Origin of the sequence: Dehalobacter sp., assembly GCF_030063005.1 — a bacterium.
GTDB lineage: Bacteria > Bacillota > Desulfitobacteriia > Desulfitobacteriales > Syntrophobotulaceae > Dehalobacter > Dehalobacter restrictus.
In genome coordinates, this window is sequence record NZ_JAPDHR010000013.1 from 81584 (window position 1) to 100365 (window position 18782).

Below are 18782 nucleotides of genomic sequence, written 5' to 3' on the forward strand. Positions count from 1 at the left end.
ACAGGTACATATTGAAGTTTTAAAAAGGAGAGCTGAAGATGTTCACCAGAATCGTATTTGTGTCTGGTTTTTTGGGTTCAGGAAAGACGACATTTATCGTAAAGCTGGTGGAATCTTTAGCGCAAAGAAATATCAAAGCGGCTCTTATCGTCAATGAAGCCGGGGAAATCGGCATCGATAACCAATATATGAAGCAGCTGGGATATAACGTCTGGGAAATCTTCGGCGGGTGTATCTGCTGCACGTTATCCGTCAGCCTGGAACATACGATTCAGGAGCTGGAAAAGAATTATCATCCGGATGTAATTATCATTGAGCCCAGTGGAGCAGCCAATCCGGAAACCGTTTACAATTCCCTGATCAGTTTTGGCATCGAGAAAGAGAGAATTGCAAACTTCTTTATTTTGGATCCCACCCGGATTGAGATGTTTTTGGAGATATTAACGCCACTCCTGATTTCCAGTCTTGAGCTAGCGGATTGTGTACTGATCAATAAAATAGACCTGGCAGACGGGGAGTCCATTGAAAAATGCCGGGAATTGGCCTTGACCCATGGACCACATTCACCAAACTTCCTGATTGATGCAAGTCAATCCTTGTCGGGGGAATTGTCTGGGTATATTGCGGATCTGATCGTAAAGAGGTGAGTAAATGCATCAAGATCATTTTCATCCGGTTACATTCAGCATCAGACTGATCCTTCAGGATAAAGCATCCGTCAAACGGTGGGCGGATATTGTCAACTATTATTTTTCGCAATACTCCAGTGAACTGTGCCAGAGGCCAAAGGTGTATATAGGGCATATTAAAGCAATTTCCATCCTTAATAAAAAAGAGTACATAAAATTCAGCAAGTTTAAGTGCGACATACCTGCAGAGGTTGTATCCGTAGGGGAATCATCTTATCACAGCATTCCTCTAATCCTGAATTCGTTGGTCTATGGAGTTGCGGAGGAAGACGCAGTTCAAGTCTTAAGGCGAGTTTCCAAGAAAATAAAAAAAGAGTTTCTGCTTGAAAGCACATTCAATCTTGAAAAAGCTGCTCATGACCATCACGGGCATCATGCACATCACCACGAGGACCCCAACCATAATCATAACCACTGAGTGGTTATAGATAAAATTTAATAATATTTAAAGGACAAAGGGGGAAAATTGACGTGAGCAATGTATTGATCCAGATGACTGCAGGCCTGGAAGACGAAAAGGTTATACTTGAGGTACGAAGACAACTTGACGCAGGCATTGACCCGGTAGAAATTTTCGGGGCATGCCAGGAAGGTATGGTGGAGATCGGCAAACGGTTCCAGAAGGGGGAATACTTTGTTTCCGACCTGATGATGGCAGGGGCAATTTTTATGAGCGTCAATGAAATTGTTACTCCTTTTCTCAAAGTGTTAGGAAGCTCCAATGCGGAAAAAGTTGTCATCGGCACAGTTCAGGGGGATATTCATAATATCGGCAAGGATCTGGTGGTTGCCATGCTTAAGGCCGGAAACTTTGATGTTGTGGATGTGGGCGTTGATGTAACGCCAGAGGCTTTTGTCCAGGCTTTGCAGGACAGCGGCGCCAAGGTACTTGGGCTTTCCTGCCTCCTGACCACCGCATACGACTCAGTCAAAGCTACGGTGGCGGCAGTGGAAGCTGCGGGGCTAAGGGATAAAGTGAAGATCATGATCGGCGGCGGACCGGTTGACCAGGGAGTTGTGGAATTTACAGGAGCGGATGCATTCGGCAAAGATGCCCAGGATGCGGTAAGAGTATGTAAGGAGTTGATCTGATATGAATCCGTTATATCTTGAACGCCTGGAAAAAGCCAAGAAAACCATTGTCTTTGAAAATGATTCAGTAACCTCTTGTTATATTGGAACGGCAACTCCTCCGGCACACATGGGGATAACCATGGCGGAGTATATAAACGATCAGGAAAAGGGGCTGGACATATTCATTGACTATGTCAATGAGATTAATGCCACCGCACCTGTTGACTGCCTGAACAGTGGATACATGCCAAAGCCCAACATAGCGCTGGCCACAGCATGGTTTTCTAAAATAAAGGTACCGGGCAGGGATCTTCCGGAGAATTCCCTCTGGCAAGTCGAAGAAAAAAAGGTAATGCAGGACGCAGATTATGATCTGGTTATTGAAAAGGGCTACAATGGGCTGTTTGAAAAAATATTTCCTCAAGTGGCTGATATGGCGGAATTTCAGGAATTTATCCGGTATAATCAGGAAAATGGAGCCAAAGATGCCGGGAAATATATTAATGCCGGTTATCCGGTCATTACCGCTTCCATGATCAGTCCGCCCTTTGAAATGCTTTGTGGCGCCCGCACTATGGGACAGTTCTATATGGACTGCTATAAAATGCCGGACAAAGTAAAAGCAGCTTTGGACGCTATGCTGCCTGATATTGTAAATTCTGCAGTCGGGATTGCCAAGGCGGCTCAGGGAGTTGGCACTTGGGTAGGCGGGTGGCGTGGAGCCAGTGCCTTAGTGTCAACAAAAATATGGGAAAAATTAGTATGGCCCTATATATATGATGCAGCAATAACCTTGGTTGATAATGGGCTAACCCCGATTTTCCATCTCGATCAGAATTGGGATCGGGATATTGAGAGATTTCTGGAAGTGCCGGCCAAAAAGTGCATCCTGAATACCGATGGCATGACCGATTTAAGAAACGCCAAGAAGAAATTAGGGGATCATATAGCGTTTATGGGAGACGTACCGGCCCAGCTGCTGGCTACAGGCACTCCGGAACAAGTCAGCGACTATGTGAAGAGACTTCTGGATGATATCGGCACTGAGGGGGTTTTTGTGACTCCAGGATGTGATGCCCCGGCCAATGCTAAGTTCGAAAATATGGTAGCAATGTTTAAGGCGGCAGCAGAATTTTAATAAAGCGATGAATTCTAATGATTATATAGGGAGTATATTCGCATGATATTTATCGGTGAATCAATCAATGGTACAAGAAGCGCAATCAAAAAAGCAGTATTAGAGAGGGATGCCGAATATATTCAGAGGATTGCCATATCCCAGGCGGAAGCAGGGGCAGATTATCTCGACGTTAATGCCGGGACCGACCCCAATCGGGAGACCGAGGATTTACTCTGGTTGATCGAGACGGTTCAGGCGGTGGTTGACGTCCCCATCTGCATTGACAGTTCAACAGCGTCAGCCATTAAAGCCGCCATGGGGGTTATCCGCGCAACGCCCATGATCAATTCCATCAATGGCGACAGTAAGAGGTTGGAAAGCTTCCTTCCACTAATTAAAGAAAGAAACTGCCCGGTCATCGCACTGGCTATGGATGAGTCCAAATCCGATATGCCTAAGACCGTGGCAGAGAGAATGGTCGTTCTGGAAAAGATATTTAAGGCAACACGAGAAATGGCGATTCCGGATGAGAAGATTTTTATTGATCCGTTGATTATGGCTGTAGCCACAGACCAGACGGCAGCCAAGACGGTGTTTGAATGTATCCGGACAATCAAGGCTACCTACCCGGAAGCCCATATCAGCGGAGGGCTCAGCAATGTTTCTTTCGGGCTGCCCGAACGCGCCTTGATCAACAGGACCTTTTTGACACTGGCCCTGGAAGCCGGAATGGATTCGGCGGTTGTCAATCCGAGTAATGTGCAGCTGATTGAGTCATTATATGCCACAGAGCTTCTGCTGGGCAGGGACCGTTTCTGCAGAAACTATACGAAAGCCTCAAAAACGAATTTCAGCAGAAAAAACTAGAACTGGACTGAAAGAAAAAATGTCTGATTGGTTGATACTTTCAGGCATTTTTTTGCTTGCCAATTTCCTTAATCTGGGCTATTTCAACCTGAGTCTCAGGTGAGAATCTCTTTAAAACTGTGCGGGTGTCTTCTTAACGCAAATATGTGCGCAGTTTTATCTTATTTGGACATTACTTAATATGGCCTGCCGTCAAGGAGATGCCAGATTCAAACAGCGTCTTTTTTGAATTATTGAGTAAGATTTGGGTTAGAATCAGAGAATTTTTATAAACAAACGAAATGGTCATAAAAACATGGAAGTTGGTCACGCACCATGTTATATTAGAAATAAATACCAGTTATAAGTATGCAAGCGAAAAAGACGGATATTTCGCTGAGGAATATCAGAAAGGATGAGCTTAAAGCTTTACAGAGAGGTAAATGATGCTGAAGAGGTTTTTTAAAGTAATAATAATTGCCGGTCTATTATGGTTTCTATCACATACTATTTTGATCACGATTGATGGATTAGCCAATAACCTGGGTCAGTGTGATGTTGGGATCGTTTTAGGAAATAAGGTTGAATTGGATGGAACTCCGTCACAAAGATTGCAGGGTAGATTAGATAAAGCCGCAGAACTCTATAAAGACAAATATTTTCAATATATCATTGTCAGTGGGGGCACAGGTAAGGAAGGGTTTGACGAAGCCAAAGTAATGAAAAATTACCTGGTAAAAGCAGGAATACCTGAAAATGTGATCATTGAAGACAGCCATGGTGTTGATACATTTATGACCGCTAAGAATTCTAAGGTTATTATGGATCGGAATAATTTTCAAAGTGCAATGGTTATTACCCAGTACTACCATATAACCAGAACGACATTAGCAATGCACAAGGTTGGTATTAACAAGGTTTATTCTGCTCATGCAACAACCTTTGAACTACGTGATTTATACTCCTTAACAAGAGAATTTATTGGATATTATATGTATCTTCTAATAAAGTAGGATATTTGCCGACGTGTAAAGTGTTTGATCTTGATGATAATCAAATAGGTGATGATTTTGTCACGGAAAATCATGCAATTATGATGTACGAACCTATGTTGGCAGAACGTATGAAGATTGTTTAATTTTCTTATTGTTTAGTTTGTTATTTCCGAAAACTGAGCTCTTTGTTTTAAAGAAATAAAGCTGCCAATCGTGGGATCATCCCACCGACCGACAGCTTTTTTAAGAGCGCTCATGGGGTGGGAGCTTCAGGAGTTGCCGGAACTTTGGGAGCGGCGAGAACAGCTCTCTCAATTCGCTTTAATTTCGCCGATGTTTTTAATATAAACTGGTTGGTCTGAATTAAATAAAACTTGAAAGCATTCGGGTCCGCTGCGGCCATTTCTTTGATGGCGATAAACAGATCGTCGAATCCTTTGGCTATCAGATCGAAGCGGGCGTCTGCCTGGGTCATGGACAGGTTGAGCTTTAAGATCTTGCTTTCAAGTTCTATCTCGGCGATGCGCTTGGCTGCTGCATTTCCATTTTCAAGTACGTCAAGCTTCCGCTGCAGCTTCAAAACATTTCCCTGCTCGGCCCATACGGCTTGCAGGTTATCCGTGGCTTCTTTTTTCGCCTGGCCAAGCTCATTGGATAATTGGGAGATGGCGCTCTTTTGGGCACCACTCTCTTTCTGCAGCGCCTCTTTCTCAGCGAGGGCCTGTTTCCTGTCATTGACCGCCTGCTGCAGCTCGCGGACGGACATATTCTCAAGATCAAATTGGGTAATGAACTCCGCGCGTTCCTCCGCCGGAAGCCCCAGGAGAATGATTGCCTGGGTATAACCCATCTTGGCAAACGGCTCTGTTTTCGCGCTGATGCCGGAGGCGGCGGCGCTTGAGTCGGGGATGCCGTGCAGCTCAGGACCGTATTCTTCCGCTATGCGCATAAGATGATAGGCTGTGCGCTCGGTATACTGCACGGCGTTCTCCAGCCATAAACCATATTTACCATAAGGGATCTTTTCTTTGGCCTCCAAAAGGCGTCGGCCTATTTCAATGGCGCTGACTAACATGTATTTTTTGGCCTGTTCTTTGATCATGGTTATTTCAGCGGCGATAATGTCCGGCGTCCTTTCGATTATATCGTTTATATCGTTTATATTATTGGCATCCATGGTTAATGATCCTCCTACTGGTTGTACTCTTATTTCGTATGATATGTTGTCAAGCCTTGCGATGTGAATCTTCCATGCGGTAAAATTTCTGAAATCGAAGAATTTGAAAGCGCTTTCAAACGCTTCAGTTATTGAAGGAAGTAAATAAATACATAAATAAAGACGGCCTTGCGGCCGCCTGTTTTAATTTGGCTGAGGTAACGTTACCCTGGTTTAGCTTGTCCTCTCATACAGATCATTGATTGTGGTATCAATGATCTTGATATCTTGCTTGCCGGTCAAGTCCGGTTTCGGCGTCGGAATGGTGATGGTGAAGATGGTGCCGATGACGGTTCAAAGCTCTTTTTAAAAGACTACATGATCCAGCCTGTGGGAAGAATAACCGTATAACTGAGGTGCTGAGCAAGTTTGCTGCCAAGGATCTTGATACGCATGAAGTGTATAAAAATTTTTATATTCAAGGCATGTTGAGAGCTGCGTTTTGATTTTGATAGAGAAGAAATAGTCAGAAATTAAGCGGTTACGGTGATGTTGTATGTTTTTGCGAGGTTTTACTTTTAAGAACGCAATTTAAAGATTAGGATTAATAAAAAGGAGATAAGTTAATTGAGTACTGTAAATGTTCCAAAAACCATCGACCAAAGCAAAATGAATAGATTTTTTGTTATCGTGGCGGTATTAGCTTTCTTGGGTCTATTATTTGATGGATACGCTCAGGGGGTTTACAGTACTTCCCTTCCTTCGCTGATTCAAGATACTGGTATTGAGCCAACAGTTTTTGGCCTAATTGGTAGTTATACACTATATGGAATGATTGCCGGCGGAATAATATTTGGAATGTTAGCTGATAAAATAGGTAATAAAAAAGTATTCATGTTAGCTATTGGCTTTTACGCGATGTTCACAGGTCTGATGGGAACTGCAACAACAGTATGGCAGTTTTCTTTATACCAAGTTTTAACAGGAATGGGTGCTGCCGGAATTGCCCCAGTTACCTTTGCTATGCTTGCTGAATATAGTCCTTTAAAAAATCGTATTCAATTGATGAACACGACGACTCTGGGAATGCCGCTTGGAAGAATGTTGAGCACTTTGGCAGGTATGGCTATTTTGCCATCGTTTGGGTGGAGACCAATGTTTCTGATTGGTTTTATTCCCCTGATTTTAATTGTTTTTTGTATTTTTTACTTACCTGAATCTATGCAAAAATTGATAAAAGACGATAAAAGAAAAAAAATTCAAAAGATCTTAAAATTAGTTGCCCCTGAATACACTCCTAGCATAGACGAGCAATACGAAACAGAAATCCGACCTTCCGACAAAGGATCATTCCTAAGTCTATTTAGAAATGGCATGGCTGTGAATACTATTTTATATTGGTTAATCATGGCACTATGTATGTTTATCATTTACGGCTTAGTAACATGGCTGCCTAAAATGATGATGGGTGCAGGATATAACTTAGGATCCAGTCTCACGTTCTTTTTCACTTTCATCCTCGGGTCAATACCTGGTATCCTTCTATCGGGTCCGTTAGCCAATAAAATTGGACTTAAAAATACACTATCCTTATATGCAGCGGTTCCTGCCCTTGTTGTTCTGCTCTTGATGCTGAAACTAGATACAATTCTGGTATCAATTGTTCTGTTTGTCCTTGGAGCTGGTATGTATGGGTTATTGGGATTGATCTTTACATTCATATCAGTCAGCTATCCACTTGCCTTCCGTGGGACCGGATTAGGATGGGCTAATGCAGTGGGGCGTTTCGGCGGATCTTTCGCACCGATGACTGGAGGAATGTTGATAGCCCAAGAGGCGTCTTTGATAACAAACTTTATCGTATTCGCAACGGTACCGTTTCTTTTGATAGTGATCTGTGTTGTGGTTTCTCAACTAATCGCTAAGAAAGCTGCATCTCCCATTAATAGGGAATAGATAGTCGATTGAAACAGCAATCAATTGTCTGCAAGAATTTCCGGAGTCAGGAAGCATATCTAGATATTTAATTTTAAAAAAGCAGGGATACAGGGTAATAATTGTTGAGAGGCATCTTGTATTAAACTAAATCAAATAGCGCAGAACAAGGTAAACCGTACTGATGGCGACGGTGATCAGCATTATGGGGAAGCAGACTTTAAAGTACTGGCCGAAGGTTATTTTGTATCCCGCTTCCTCGGCCATACCGGAAGCCACGACATTGGCGCTTGCCCCGATAATGGTGCCGTTTCCGCCCAGACAGGCCCCCAGTGAGAGCGCCCACCATAACGGTGTAATGTCCATTCCGGTCAGCACGCCGACTTCCTGAATCAGCGGGATCATGGTCGCGGTAAACGGGATGTTGTCAACAAAGGCCGAAGCGATCGCGGAAACCCAGAGAACGGCCATTCCGAGTAAAAACATATCACCGTTGGTTTGCTGAACAATACTTTTCGCAAGCACCTCCAAAACTCCGGCCCGTTCCAGACCGCCCACCAGCATAAAAAGACCGGCAAAGAAGAAGATCGTTTTCCACTCGACTTCTTTAAATACTCTCTCCGGGTTGACTCCGGAAATCAGCAGAAGAAGGACTGCTCCGGTCATTGCTACGACCGAAGACGGATAATTTAAAACGCTATGCAAGATAAAGCCCAGGATGGTCAGGCCCAGTACGATTAGGCATTTAGTAAGGAGCTTTTTATCCTTGATTGCTTCATATTCGTTGAGCAGCAGGACCTTTTTTTTATTCTCTTCTTTTGTATGGAGATATTTTTTATAGACCAGCAGAAATGCTCCAATGGTGACGAACAGGATAGGAACAATGATTGGCGCAACATTAATAACAAAATCCATAAAGCTTAAGCCTGTTTTCGTCCCGATCATGATATTTGGCGGATCGCCGATCAGGGTCGCCGTGCCGCCGATATTCGAAGCAAAGATCTGGCTGATGACGAACGGGATGGGCTTTATCTTAAGGTCTTTTGTTACATCCAGCGTGATCGGGAGAATCAACAGAATTGTGGTTACATTGTCCAGAAAGGCTGAAGCAATCGCTGTAATGAAGGAAAGGTACACCAACACTTTCCAGGGTTCTCCTTTGGCCAGCTTGACAACTTTAATGGCCAGAAATTCGAACACACCGGTGCGCTGGGTGATCATAACGATCACCATCATGCTGATCAGCAGGGCAAGTGTATTAAAGTCGATGGCTTCGTAAGGATTCTCATGGTCTAATAGCCCCGTAAGCGCCATCAGAACGCCGCCGCCGAGCGCGATGATCACTCTGTCGATCTTTTCAGTAACGATGAGCAGATAGGCAGCTGCAAAGATAATGACAGACAGTGTCATGGCAGGTGTGAATTCCATTGCTGAAAGGCCTCCTTCGTCTTTTTCCTTCGTCTTTTCTGCATCGGTATACATAGGGTACGGCTTCGACAGTAAACTTTTTCCTAATACATTATGGCACTCCTGGCAAATTAATCAACAAGTATCCGGCTAACAGGTTCAATATATTTTTATTTTCCAAATTCTTTATTTTCTTATATAATAGGATAGGAATTAAGATAGATAGAGATTAAAATCAAGATCAAAAAGATCGTTTCTATCTGAAGAGGAGATACAGGAGGGTACAATGGACGAAAAAATGGCCAAATTGAAGGAATACCTTCAAATGGAGACGGAGATTGCATTTGAAGAATTCAAGACGTATTATACCGGTGTGATTGAACAGCTGAACAAAACATATAGCGAGATGGACCAGGCTGCCTGTTTCCAAGCCAGGTATATCTGCAGTATCATTCAGGGCAATGCCGAATCTCGTGCCCAGAGAAGTAAAGTGAACGGTAAAGCTTTCAAAAAAATGGCTGCCAAATGCGGGTTCTGGGTCGATGCGATTGATCATCGGCTGAAAAAAGAAGGTATGACGCAGAATGAAATTGACGTGGCAATGGGTGAGATAAATAAGGATGCTGAGCAGTAAAGACGTTCTGGATTTATCGGCGAAAAGGGCATGGATGGAGAATCAGCGATGATCATTATCCTATCACATCAATTTCTTGATTTTGATGCGCTTGCAGCGATGGCCGCAGCCCAAAAGCTATGTCCGGAAGCCGTATTGGTAATCGACGGCAAATACAGTTCTTATGTACAGGAATTTTTATCGCTGGCCAAAGAACAATTGCCTTACTACCGCTTCAAAGATATTGACGTGGACAAGGTAGAAAAGATCATTCTCGTGGATACACAGGAAATCGAACGGTCCATCGGCAATAAAAAGCTTATGGACAGGCTTCGGACCATCCCAATTGAGATCATTGACCATCATCCTGTCGTCGAACCGGATGGTCAGAACCAGATTATTGAAATGGTCGGAGCCTGTACGACGATTCTGGTCGAACAGATTCAGCAAAGAGGCATAAACCTGACCAGTTTCGATGCGACGTTAATGGCTCTGGGAATTTATGATGACACCGGAAGCCTGCTTTTTGCAAACACAACACCGAGGGATCTGCTGGCAGCCGCCTATCTTGTGGAAGAAGGGGCTGAGCTTGCCGTTATGGCGGAGTATCTGCAGAGACCGCTTACCTCGGAGCAAAAGGACTTATTCCAGCAGTTACTGGATAACGGCGTGATCGAAAAATATAATGAAATGCCGGTTTTTATCTCTTATGCCGAAAGCAGGGAGTATTTTTCAGGGCTGGCTTTGCTTGCGCACCGGATCGGTGAATTTGAGAATGCGGAGATCTTTTTCCTCGTCGTGAAGATGGAAGACCGGGTCTATCTTGTCGGCAGAGCAAGAGGAGGCAGCAGCCTGCCACTCAATGAAATTGTTCAGGCTTTTGGCGGCGGAGGCCATGAAAAAGCCGCTTCAGCCGTAATCAAAAATGGCAATATAGACAGCATCATCAGGCTGTTACGAGAAGAGATCAAGCTGAGGGCAGAGAAACCAACGACGATACGCGACATCATGAGTTATCCTGTTAAAACGGTTTTCCCGGATACCTCGATCGAAGAGGTAGGCAAGATGCTTCTAAAGTACGGGCATACCGGTCTGCCTGTTGTCCAGGATGAAAAACTTGTCGGGATTATCTCGCGCAGGGACGTGGACAAGGCCTTGAAACACGGGCTGCAGCACGCTCCGGTGAAGGGGTTTATGACCCGGGACGTGATCACGGTCCAGCCGGATTTAAGTTGGGAAGAAGTCCAGAAGCTGATGGTTTTACATGATATCGGCAGAATCCCGGTGGTGGAAAACGAGATCCTTACCGGCATTGTGTCGAGATCCGATGTGATGCGGCTCATTTATGGCAGCGTCGTACCGACCTTAAATGAGCTTGCCAGAGACAGAAGCATAGCCAGACGGGAAGAGATCCTGCGGCATATTACAGGGCTTCCCCAGTACATTCAGGATGATCTGGCGGTAATTCGGGAAGCCGCTTCGGAAATGGGGAACCAGGTCTATCTGGTTGGCGGTTTTGTCAGGGATTTACTAATGAATATGCCGAACAATGATCTGGATATAGTTGTCGAAGGCAACGGGATTGAGCTGGGCAGGATTCTGAGTAAAAAACTGACTTGCGACAAATTGGTCTTGCATGCATCCTTTGGCACGGCCAGTCTGATTTTCTGCAACGGCACACATTTGGACATTGCTTCAACCCGCCGGGAGGATTATGATTTTCCCGGAGCTTTGCCGGTTGTGGAGGAGTCAACCCTCAGAGAGGATTTGCTCCGGAGAGATTTCACCATTAATGCCATGGCTTTATGTTTGAACGAAGACAACTTTGGCGATATCATTGATTATTATGGCGGTTTTCGTGACCTGCAGCAAAAGGAAATTCGTTTCTTGCATAACCTCAGCTTTATTGACGATCCTACCCGGATGCTCAGAGCGATAAAGTTTGCCGTTCGGTATGCGTTCAAACTTGCCAAGGTGACGGTGGATGCGATACCAATCGCCTTAAAAGAGGACGTTTTTGCCAAAATCAGTGCGGAACGCTTTACGGAAGAACTGATCCTGATCTATAAGGAAGCCAAGTTTCAGCGCATGGGCCGCGAATTAATACGGAACGGTATTTTCAAAGCCTGGTTTAAAGCAGATTATGCCTGGAATTTTGAGGAGGCGGAGTCCGTCGGTGAGCAAAGGTCATTGACTGAACGATGGCTCATCAGCCTGAAAAATCTGGACAGTAATGAGATTTCCGCTGTTTTGGACAGACTGACCTTACCTAAATCTCTCAAAAGGATTACGCTGGAATACCTGCGGCTGAAGCAAGCCTTGAAACTGGAAGATCTTAGCGATCTGAAAAACCTTGATGAATTACTTGCAGGAGTTCCGTTATTGTTGTTTAATATTCTTGGCAGTGATGATGCCTATACGGACCCTCTGAAAAAATACCGTTTGCTGCGCGAGGGAATCCAGATGAAAACAACCGGAAAAGATCTGCGGCAATCAGGCGTCAGGGAAGGACCGGAAATCGGCAGCATCCTGAAACAAATTCGGCTGGCCTGGCTCGAAGGAAAAATCCGGACTCCGGATGAAGAAAAAAGGTATCTCGAAATCCTGCTCGAAAAGAATGATAGAGCTGATTGCATAGATAATAAACCAATATAAAATAGATCTTTATGAATTGTAAAATTCTGAAGGGAGAAATGACTTTGAGAAACAGAATTTTTAGCGGTATGCGGCCGACAGGTTCGCTGCACATAGGACATTTAAGCGTTCTGCAGAACTGGGCTGCGCTCCAGGATGAATATGAATGCTATTTTGGCATTGTCGACTGGCATGCGCTGACCACTGGTTATGAAGATAAGCTTGACCTTAAGGCTTTAATCAGAGAAATGGCTCTGGACTGGCTGAGTGTCGGAATAGATCCTGAAAAGAGCGCGGTGTTCATTCAATCCCAGGTCAAAGAACATGCGGAACTTCACCTTTTGTTCTCCATGTTTACGCCGATTTCGTGGCTGGAAAGAGTGCCGACGTATAAGGATCAGCTCCAGCAGCTCGGAAACGAAGGCAAAGACCTGCATACGTATGGTTTTCTCGGTTATCCTTTACTGCAGGCGGCGGATATTCTCGTCTACAAGGCCAAAGCCGTCCCGGTAGGAGAAGACCAAATCCCGCATATCGAACTTTGCCGGGAAGTCGGACGCCGTTTTAATTACCTGTATGGGAACGTTTTTCCCGAACCGCAGGCCCTTATCGGCAAAGTGCCGCTGCTGCCGGGTGTTGACGGTCGAAAAATGAGCAAAAGCTATAACAACGCAATCTCGCTTACAGCCTCAACGGAAGAAATCAATATCAGGGTCAAACAGATGATCACGGATCCCGAGCGCCTCCGCAAGGACGACCCGGGACATCCGGAAGTCTGTGTGGTTTCCAAGTTTCATCATATTTATACGCCGGATATAAAGCGGGTCGAAGAAGAATGCTGCGCCGGCAAAATCGGCTGCGTCGCCTGTAAGAAGTATCTGGCTGAAAACATCGATAAAGTGCTTGCCCCCTATCGGGAAAGAAGATTATTCTGGGATGAAGACGGCAAGGTTGAAAAAGTACTGCAGGAGGGCGCCGAAAAAGCCAGGATTACCGCTGCAGCAACCATGGCGGAAGTCCGGTCAGCGCTGGGGATCTGATGGATGATGCTCTAAAACGTGCCCCTTATGTTGAAATCCCTAATTTTCAAGGCCCTTTGGATTTACTCCTTCATCTGATCCAGGAGCATAAAGTTGATATTTATGATATTCCGATCGCGCTCATTGCCGATCAATTCATCGCTACTGTCCGCAGATTAGAAGCGCTGGATATGGAAGTGACTTCGGAATTTCTGGTGCTGGCGGCCCATCTGTTGTATCTGAAATCACGGCAGCTGCTGCCAAAACCGCAAAAGACCGAAGAGGAACTGCTGCTGGAAGAAGAGATGAAACAAGACCTTGTGGAAAGGCTTGTCACCTACAGGGCTTTTAAAAACATTGCCTCGTTTTTGAGTTCGAGGGACGAAACACTGGGCAGCAGGTATTTCCGGGAAATCGATCTTGAAGAGATCCTTTCCAGAATCCCGCCGCCGAACCCTTTGCAGGGCATTGTCATGGAGGATTTGTTCAAGGCGTTCCAAGCTGTTCTGGAGCGGGTTGAAAAAGGTGAGGATATCCAGTATGTACAGGTCGAAGAAATCCCTGTGGAGATGATGACGAGCGACATCATGCGCAGAATGATCCTACATCCCAAAGGGCTGAAGTTCAGTCAGCTTCTAAGATACGGATCGAGGGTAGAAATTGTGGTAGCCTTTATCGCTTTGCTTGAGCTGCTCAAAGAAGGAAAGGTCAGGGCGGAGCAAAGCAAGGAGGCCAATGAAATATTTTTGGTTCCAACCGAAAAAGCTTGGGACTTTCGAAATGAGGAATCGGGATGATGCTGTTTCAGGATACGGAAATTGCTGCCCTGGAAGCTTTGCTTTTTGTGGCCAAGGAACCGCTGAGCATGACGAAAATTGCAGAGATACTGGAGATACCGGCCGATCATGTGCCTGAATTTCTGCAGGCACTAAAAGACAGATATGAAGATCCCGCGAGCGGTTTGGTGCTTATTGAGCTGGAACAGGGTTTCCGGCTCGGAACGAAGCCTGAACTTGCCGGTTACATCGAAGTCTTGTACAAACATCCTTCTCAGATACTATCGAATGCAGCGTTGGAAGTCCTGTCGATTATTGCTTACAAACAGCCGATTACCCGCGGCGAAATTGATTTCATCCGCGGCGTCCAATCCGACCGGGCGCTGGCCACGCTGGTTGAAAGAGGGCTGGTCAAAGACTTGGGACGGAAGGATGGTCCGGGACGGCCGATCCTTTACGGGACAACCGAAGATTTCCTTATCCACTTTGGCCTGAAATCTATTCAGGATCTCCCGCCGCTGGAGCATACGGCAGAAGAGGAAGAGGAAGCTTAATCGATCAGACAGGAATTATTCTTATCGGAAGTTGTCCTTTTCTGTCGGATGTGCTAAAATAATTGGGCAAATTGAATATTTTTAGGGATAGAGGCGCAGTGCTTAAGAGTAATGATTCCGAGATGCCAGTCGATGACGAATAAAGAAAGGAAACACTGCCGAAGCCGGATGATGGCCAAGAGTCGGGCTGGGTTTATACTGAAAGAGTATAAAACTGTCATTCTGAAACGGAATGAAGCGCTATTCGGAACCTTTCAAATTACCGGCGTTTGATATGCCGGGAAAATAGGATTTTTCAGGTTTACGGGTAGTATCCGTAAACTTTTTTCGTGTATTTGAAAATACGGTAAGCGCTTTCTGATACATCGAATTTCAGCTTAGGCTGCCGCCAATTTACCTTAATAGGAGGATGCGACCATGTCGAATAAATCATTGCCTTTTTCCAGTCAGGAAATTGAAAGAATTGCCCAGGAGTATGGAACGCCTTTTCATATTTACGATGAAAAAGCAATTCGGGAGAACGTACGCAGGCTTCAGGCTGCCTTTGCCTGGAATCCAGGATTTAAGGAGTATTTTGCGGTAAAAGCAACACCAAATCCGTATATTTTAAAAATTCTGGCCGAAGAGGGAACAGGCGCAGACTGCAGTTCTCTTCCAGAACTTATTTTGGCCGAGAAGGCCGGGTTGAAAGGAGAAAACATCGTATTCTCCTCAAATGATACGCCGGCAGCCGAATTCTGCAAGGCCAGGGACCTCGGAGCGATCATCAATCTGGACGATATCACCCATATCGATTTTCTGGACAGAGAAGCCGGAATCCCTGAAATGATCTCTTTCCGCTATAACCCCGGTCCGCTGCGCGAGGGCAATACGATTATCGGAAAACCCGAAGATGCCAAATACGGACTGACAAGAGAGCAGCTTTTTGAAGCGTATGCCAAAGTGAGAAGTCTCGGTGCCAAAAGATTCGGTATTCATACCATGGTAATTTCCAATGAACTTGATCCGGAGTTTTTTGTCGAGACGGCCCGGATGATGTTTGAACTGGCGGTGGAACTGAAAGAAAAGCTCGGTATCCGGATTGAGATCATTAACCTTGGCGGTGGGATCGGAATTCCGTACCGGCTGGGTCAGGATCCTGTAAATCTGGAATATGTCGGGAAACGGATCAAACAGGTTTACGAACAACTGCTTGTTCCGGCAGGACTGGACCCGTTGAAGGTCGCCATGGAGTGCGGACGGATGATTACAGGACCTTACGGTTATGTGGTCGCCAGAGTGCTTCATAAAAAAGAAATCTACAAGAACTACATCGGACTCGATGCCAGCATGGCTGATCTGATGCGTCCGGGGATTTACGGGGCTTATCATCATATCACGGTTGTTGGGAAAGAACAGTTGATACCGGACCATCAGTATGATGTGACCGGAGGGCTTTGTGAGAACAACGATAAATTTGCGGTAGACAGGATTTTGCCCAAAATGGATATCGGGGATCTTGTGGTCATTCATGATACGGGTGCCCATGGACATGCCATGGGATTCAATTATAACGGCAAGCTCAGATCAAAAGAACTTCTTCTGAAAACTGACGGCCGGGTTGAGACGATCAGAAGAGCCGAAACCATTGAGGATTATTTTGCGACGCTGGATTTTGACGGGCTCAATTAGCCCTGTCAATTAACGCAGCATTCAGTGCGCTGCCGAGCAGGAGTATAACACAGCTCCAGTACAGCCACAACAGAAGAATGATGATGCCTGCAATGCTTCCGTAGGCCAGGGTATAGCTGTTGAAATGATTCACGTAATAGGCAAAGGCCAGAGAAATAATAATCCATCCGCCTGCGGAAAATAATGAACCAGCAAAGTAACTCCGGATCGGATATTTGTTGTGGGTTGCGATGATATTCAGCAGGATGAAGATCATAATCAGAAAAATAAACTGGATAAGCAGGCGAAGGTTCTGCCAGATGAGCGGAAATATGTTGTCCGGCCCTAAAAGATAGACAAAAATATTGGCCAGTTTTTGACCGAAGATTAATACCAGGAATGAACCAACAATAGCCAGCGCAACGATAACAAAAAAAAGCAAAGCCGAAAGTTTTAAACGAAAAAACGACCAGGTTTCCTGAAGACCGTAGGCTTTGCCGGCTCCTCTCATCAAGGCATTGATACCATTCAAAGATGCCCACAGAGCGCCAATCATGCTTAAGACAAGCAAAGCAGGGCTGCTGCGGACGCTGAAGACCTCAATGACAATGGTCTCAACCATTTGGATGGTTTCGGCAGGCAGCAGGAACTTAAAACTGTCGAAGAACTCCACATTGCTGATGTCCAAAAAACCGACCAAGGTCAGAAGGAAAATAACAAACGGGAAAAAGGACAGGATGATGTAGTAGGCAACCTGTCCGCTAAGCGCAAATAATTCATTGATGGAGATAATTCGAACATACTTCCGGAAAAAGCTACGCCAGTTCATATTTGTTAGCCCCGCAGTTTTGAACAAGTCTGATCGTTTAACTTTTATAAAATGTTATTTAATTTCAATGTTTCTGATTTCGGGACCTCCTGTAGCAGGAACGTCAGAGTATTCAATTCAGCCATGGAATGGCTTTTTTCTTTGTACTTAACGTATTGGGAAAGGCGTTTGTAGGAAATTTCTATATTGTTCAGGATACTGTGATTAAGAAAAATGGACCACCAATCGTGCAGTTTGGTCCAATGATCATAGGTTTGCTGTATCGTTAGGGAGGCTTCGTCCCATTTATCAGAGGCGATCAGAAGCTCGACCTGATCCAGATTATCCAGAACAGCGCCGGAAGTAGAATCGATCCTGTCGGCCACCCATAAGGTCGATCCGATTAGAATCACGAAACCCAGGATAATGGTGAGCGTCGAACGCATGCTGTCTCCTCCTTTTCAAAAGAGAATATTTATTTGGAATTATTTGTTTGGGTCTGCTTTTTGCTGAATATAGAGCTTGCGCTGGGAGTCGATGCTCGCAAAAAACACCTTCTTAATATCCGGAACATTTGCTTTGGTCAGTTCCTTATTTAACCATTGAATATTGACACCCGATTTTTCCAGATTCTTTTGCTGGAGCTTACCGTCCATGATCAAGGCTAAAGGCAGACCTTCAGCTATTACCTGCAGCTTCAAATCCTGCGTATTCACCGGACGTTTGCCTGTTTTGGGGATAACACTAAGCTGACCGTTGGTTTCTAAAATCGCATATTCTACATCGGCGATGTTCGGCAGATTTTTCGCCCGGAGCTGTTCAAGCAGATCACTGAGGTTGTAGCGGAGTTTTCTGAGTTCTCCTTCAAGGATTTGCCCCTTATTGATCAGAATGGTCGGTGTACCGCAGATGATACCGCGGGCTTTTTCACTCTTTAAAGCGATCTCCGAAATGGCTAGACCGAGCAGAAGCAGGATCAGGACCGGAAATAAGCCCGCCACCAGCGGAATACCGGAATCCTGACTCGGGATAACGGCAAGTTCGGAAATCATCAGAATAATAACAAGCTCAAAAGGCTGGAGCTGACCAATTTGTCTTTTACCCATGACTCTTAAGACGAGGACAATAATCAAATAGAGGATAATCGTTCGAACAATACCGATCAGCAATGGCGTGTGCTCCTTTCGGTCCATATCTCTATTAATTTTTTCCCTGTCCGGGCAATTTATTCTCAATTTCCTGAAAGTTATGAGGAAAATGCCATATGATTACCAAAAAAATCAAGAAAATGGAGTGTTTAAAATCTTCCCAAGAACTTTGTTTTGATATACAATGAATAGAATGATAGAATTAATTTGGAAATTCATATTTTTTGTAGAATAAGTCCTTCGGTAATATGTCAAGACCCTAAGCGAGTCAATTTTTCAGTAAGTTAATAATCAGTGGGTAAAAAAGACAATAAGAAACCATCTCATTCCCAAAAAGATATGGGAAAAAGTTACAAAA

At 44.9% G+C, this 18782-nt stretch carries 18 protein-coding genes and 1 riboswitch; of the genes, 13 read left to right on the plus strand and 5 right to left on the minus strand.

Annotation, left to right across the window (positions count from 1 at the left end):
- Positions 1 to 38: 38 nt before the first annotated feature.
- The 6 genes from OKX56_RS03940 to OKX56_RS03965 all read left to right on the plus strand — a co-directional run bounded on the left by OKX56_RS03940 (position 39) and on the right by OKX56_RS03965 (position 4742).
- Positions 39 to 647, plus strand: coding sequence for a GTP-binding protein (locus OKX56_RS03940; RefSeq protein ID WP_025205517.1), 609 nt, complete (start codon positions 39 to 41; stop codon positions 645 to 647).
- A 4-nt stretch (positions 648 to 651) separates the two neighbouring features.
- Positions 652 to 1107: a hypothetical protein gene (locus OKX56_RS03945; protein WP_019225551.1), complete on the plus strand. Its 456-nt coding sequence runs from the start codon at positions 652 to 654 to the stop codon at positions 1105 to 1107.
- A 53-nt stretch (positions 1108 to 1160) separates the two neighbouring features.
- On the plus strand, positions 1161 to 1781 hold the full coding sequence (locus OKX56_RS03950) for a cobalamin B12-binding domain-containing protein (RefSeq protein WP_025205519.1): 621 nt from the start codon (positions 1161 to 1163) through the stop codon (positions 1779 to 1781).
- A 1-nt stretch (position 1782) separates the two neighbouring features.
- Positions 1783 to 2901, plus strand: a complete 1119-nt coding sequence (locus OKX56_RS03955; RefSeq protein ID WP_025205521.1) for a uroporphyrinogen decarboxylase family protein — start codon at positions 1783 to 1785, stop codon at positions 2899 to 2901.
- A 42-nt stretch (positions 2902 to 2943) separates the two neighbouring features.
- Entirely contained in the window at positions 2944 to 3750 is an 807-nt protein-coding gene (locus OKX56_RS03960) for a dihydropteroate synthase (RefSeq protein ID WP_025205523.1), read from the plus strand.
- Positions 3751 to 4172: 422 nt separating this feature from the next.
- Positions 4173 to 4742: a YdcF family protein gene (locus OKX56_RS03965; RefSeq protein WP_083221873.1), complete on the plus strand. Its 570-nt coding sequence runs from the start codon at positions 4173 to 4175 to the stop codon at positions 4740 to 4742.
- 235 nt (positions 4743 to 4977) lie between these two features.
- On the opposite strand, the gene OKX56_RS03970 is transcribed toward OKX56_RS03965, so the two are convergent.
- Positions 4978 to 5901, minus strand: coding sequence for a DUF3102 domain-containing protein (locus tag OKX56_RS03970; RefSeq protein ID WP_038603193.1), 924 nt, complete (start codon positions 5899 to 5901; stop codon positions 4978 to 4980).
- 606 nt (positions 5902 to 6507) lie between these two features.
- Between OKX56_RS03970 and OKX56_RS03975 the strand changes: the two genes are divergently transcribed.
- Positions 6508 to 7836: an MFS transporter gene (locus OKX56_RS03975; protein WP_019225546.1), complete on the plus strand. Its 1329-nt coding sequence runs from the start codon at positions 6508 to 6510 to the stop codon at positions 7834 to 7836.
- A 126-nt stretch (positions 7837 to 7962) separates the two neighbouring features.
- On the opposite strand, the gene OKX56_RS03980 is transcribed toward OKX56_RS03975, so the two are convergent.
- Positions 7963 to 9297 (minus strand): ArsB/NhaD family transporter, encoded by a 1335-nt coding sequence (locus OKX56_RS03980; protein WP_282432042.1) that lies wholly within the window; start codon positions 9295 to 9297, stop codon positions 7963 to 7965.
- A gap of 211 nt (positions 9298 to 9508) precedes the next feature.
- Here OKX56_RS03980 and OKX56_RS03985 point away from each other — a divergent pair, with 211 nt between their 5' ends.
- From OKX56_RS03985 to OKX56_RS04010, 6 genes are all read left to right on the plus strand, one after another.
- Positions 9509 to 9856: a hypothetical protein gene (locus tag OKX56_RS03985; RefSeq protein ID WP_019225544.1), complete on the plus strand. Its 348-nt coding sequence runs from the start codon at positions 9509 to 9511 to the stop codon at positions 9854 to 9856.
- A gap of 30 nt (positions 9857 to 9886) precedes the next feature.
- Positions 9887 to 12490 (plus strand): CBS domain-containing protein, encoded by a 2604-nt coding sequence (locus OKX56_RS03990; RefSeq protein WP_019225543.1) that lies wholly within the window; start codon positions 9887 to 9889, stop codon positions 12488 to 12490.
- Between the two features lie 44 nt (positions 12491 to 12534).
- A complete protein-coding gene (gene trpS / locus OKX56_RS03995; RefSeq protein ID WP_019225542.1) occupies positions 12535 to 13509 on the plus strand; it encodes a tryptophan--tRNA ligase in 975 nt (324 codons plus the stop codon).
- Positions 13509 to 14285 (plus strand): segregation and condensation protein A, encoded by a 777-nt coding sequence (locus OKX56_RS04000; RefSeq protein WP_019225541.1) that lies wholly within the window; start codon positions 13509 to 13511, stop codon positions 14283 to 14285. Before trpS ends, OKX56_RS04000 begins: the two co-directional genes overlap by 1 nt.
- Entirely contained in the window at positions 14282 to 14818 is a 537-nt protein-coding gene (scpB, locus tag OKX56_RS04005) for an SMC-Scp complex subunit ScpB (RefSeq protein ID WP_019225540.1), read from the plus strand. The genes OKX56_RS04000 and scpB overlap by 4 nt, the downstream gene beginning before the upstream one ends.
- A gap of 80 nt (positions 14819 to 14898) precedes the next feature.
- Positions 14899 to 15069, plus strand: a riboswitch (Lysine riboswitch).
- 166 nt (positions 15070 to 15235) lie between these two features.
- Positions 15236 to 16489 carry a diaminopimelate decarboxylase family protein gene (locus OKX56_RS04010; protein ID WP_068883340.1) on the plus strand — a complete coding sequence of 418 codons (1254 nt, stop codon included), beginning with the start codon at positions 15236 to 15238 and terminating at the stop codon, positions 16487 to 16489.
- Here OKX56_RS04010 and OKX56_RS04015 read toward each other — a convergent pair.
- From OKX56_RS04015 to OKX56_RS04025, 3 genes are read right to left on the minus strand one after another with little or no spacing between them, the layout of a single operon-like run.
- Positions 16482 to 17297, minus strand: coding sequence for a YihY/virulence factor BrkB family protein (locus OKX56_RS04015; protein ID WP_068883342.1), 816 nt, complete (start codon positions 17295 to 17297; stop codon positions 16482 to 16484). The genes OKX56_RS04010 and OKX56_RS04015 overlap by 8 nt on opposite strands.
- A 44-nt stretch (positions 17298 to 17341) precedes the next feature.
- Positions 17342 to 17722, minus strand: a complete 381-nt coding sequence (locus OKX56_RS04020) for a DUF4363 family protein (RefSeq protein ID WP_019225536.1) — start codon at positions 17720 to 17722, stop codon at positions 17342 to 17344.
- 39 nt (positions 17723 to 17761) lie between these two features.
- The gene (locus OKX56_RS04025) at positions 17762 to 18445 is read right to left on the minus strand and encodes a DUF421 domain-containing protein (protein WP_019225535.1); all 684 of its coding nucleotides are present in this window, start codon (positions 18443 to 18445) and stop codon (positions 17762 to 17764) included.
- Positions 18446 to 18782 lie beyond the last annotated feature (337 nt).

Bases quoted from the DNA above. Each gene is read 5' to 3' on its own strand.
- OKX56_RS03940 (WP_025205517.1), top strand. From the start codon at position 39: ATGTTCACCAGAATCGTATTTGTGTCTGGTTTTTTGGGTTCAGGAAAG.
- OKX56_RS03945 (WP_019225551.1), top strand. From the start codon at position 652: ATGCATCAAGATCATTTTCATCCGGTTACATTCAGCATCAGACTGATC.
- OKX56_RS03955 (WP_025205521.1), top strand. From the start codon at position 1,783: ATGAATCCGTTATATCTTGAACGCCTGGAAAAAGCCAAGAAAACCATT.
- OKX56_RS03960 (WP_025205523.1), top strand. From the start codon at position 2,944: ATGATATTTATCGGTGAATCAATCAATGGTACAAGAAGCGCAATCAAA.
- OKX56_RS03965 (WP_083221873.1), top strand. From the start codon at position 4,173: ATGATGCTGAAGAGGTTTTTTAAAGTAATAATAATTGCCGGTCTATTA.
- OKX56_RS03970 (WP_038603193.1), bottom strand. From the start codon at position 5,901: ATGGATGCCAATAATATAAACGATATAAACGATATAATCGAAAGGACG.
- OKX56_RS03980 (WP_282432042.1), bottom strand. From the start codon at position 9,297: ATGTATACCGATGCAGAAAAGACGAAGGAAAAAGACGAAGGAGGCCTT.
- OKX56_RS03985 (WP_019225544.1), top strand. From the start codon at position 9,509: ATGGACGAAAAAATGGCCAAATTGAAGGAATACCTTCAAATGGAGACG.
- OKX56_RS03990 (WP_019225543.1), top strand. From the start codon at position 9,887: ATGGATGGAGAATCAGCGATGATCATTATCCTATCACATCAATTTCTT.
- OKX56_RS04000 (WP_019225541.1), top strand. From the start codon at position 13,509: ATGGATGATGCTCTAAAACGTGCCCCTTATGTTGAAATCCCTAATTTT.
- scpB (WP_019225540.1), top strand. From the start codon at position 14,282: ATGATGCTGTTTCAGGATACGGAAATTGCTGCCCTGGAAGCTTTGCTT.
- OKX56_RS04010 (WP_068883340.1), top strand. From the start codon at position 15,236: ATGTCGAATAAATCATTGCCTTTTTCCAGTCAGGAAATTGAAAGAATT.
- OKX56_RS04015 (WP_068883342.1), bottom strand. From the start codon at position 17,297: ATGAACTGGCGTAGCTTTTTCCGGAAGTATGTTCGAATTATCTCCATC.
- OKX56_RS04020 (WP_019225536.1), bottom strand. From the start codon at position 17,722: ATGCGTTCGACGCTCACCATTATCCTGGGTTTCGTGATTCTAATCGGA.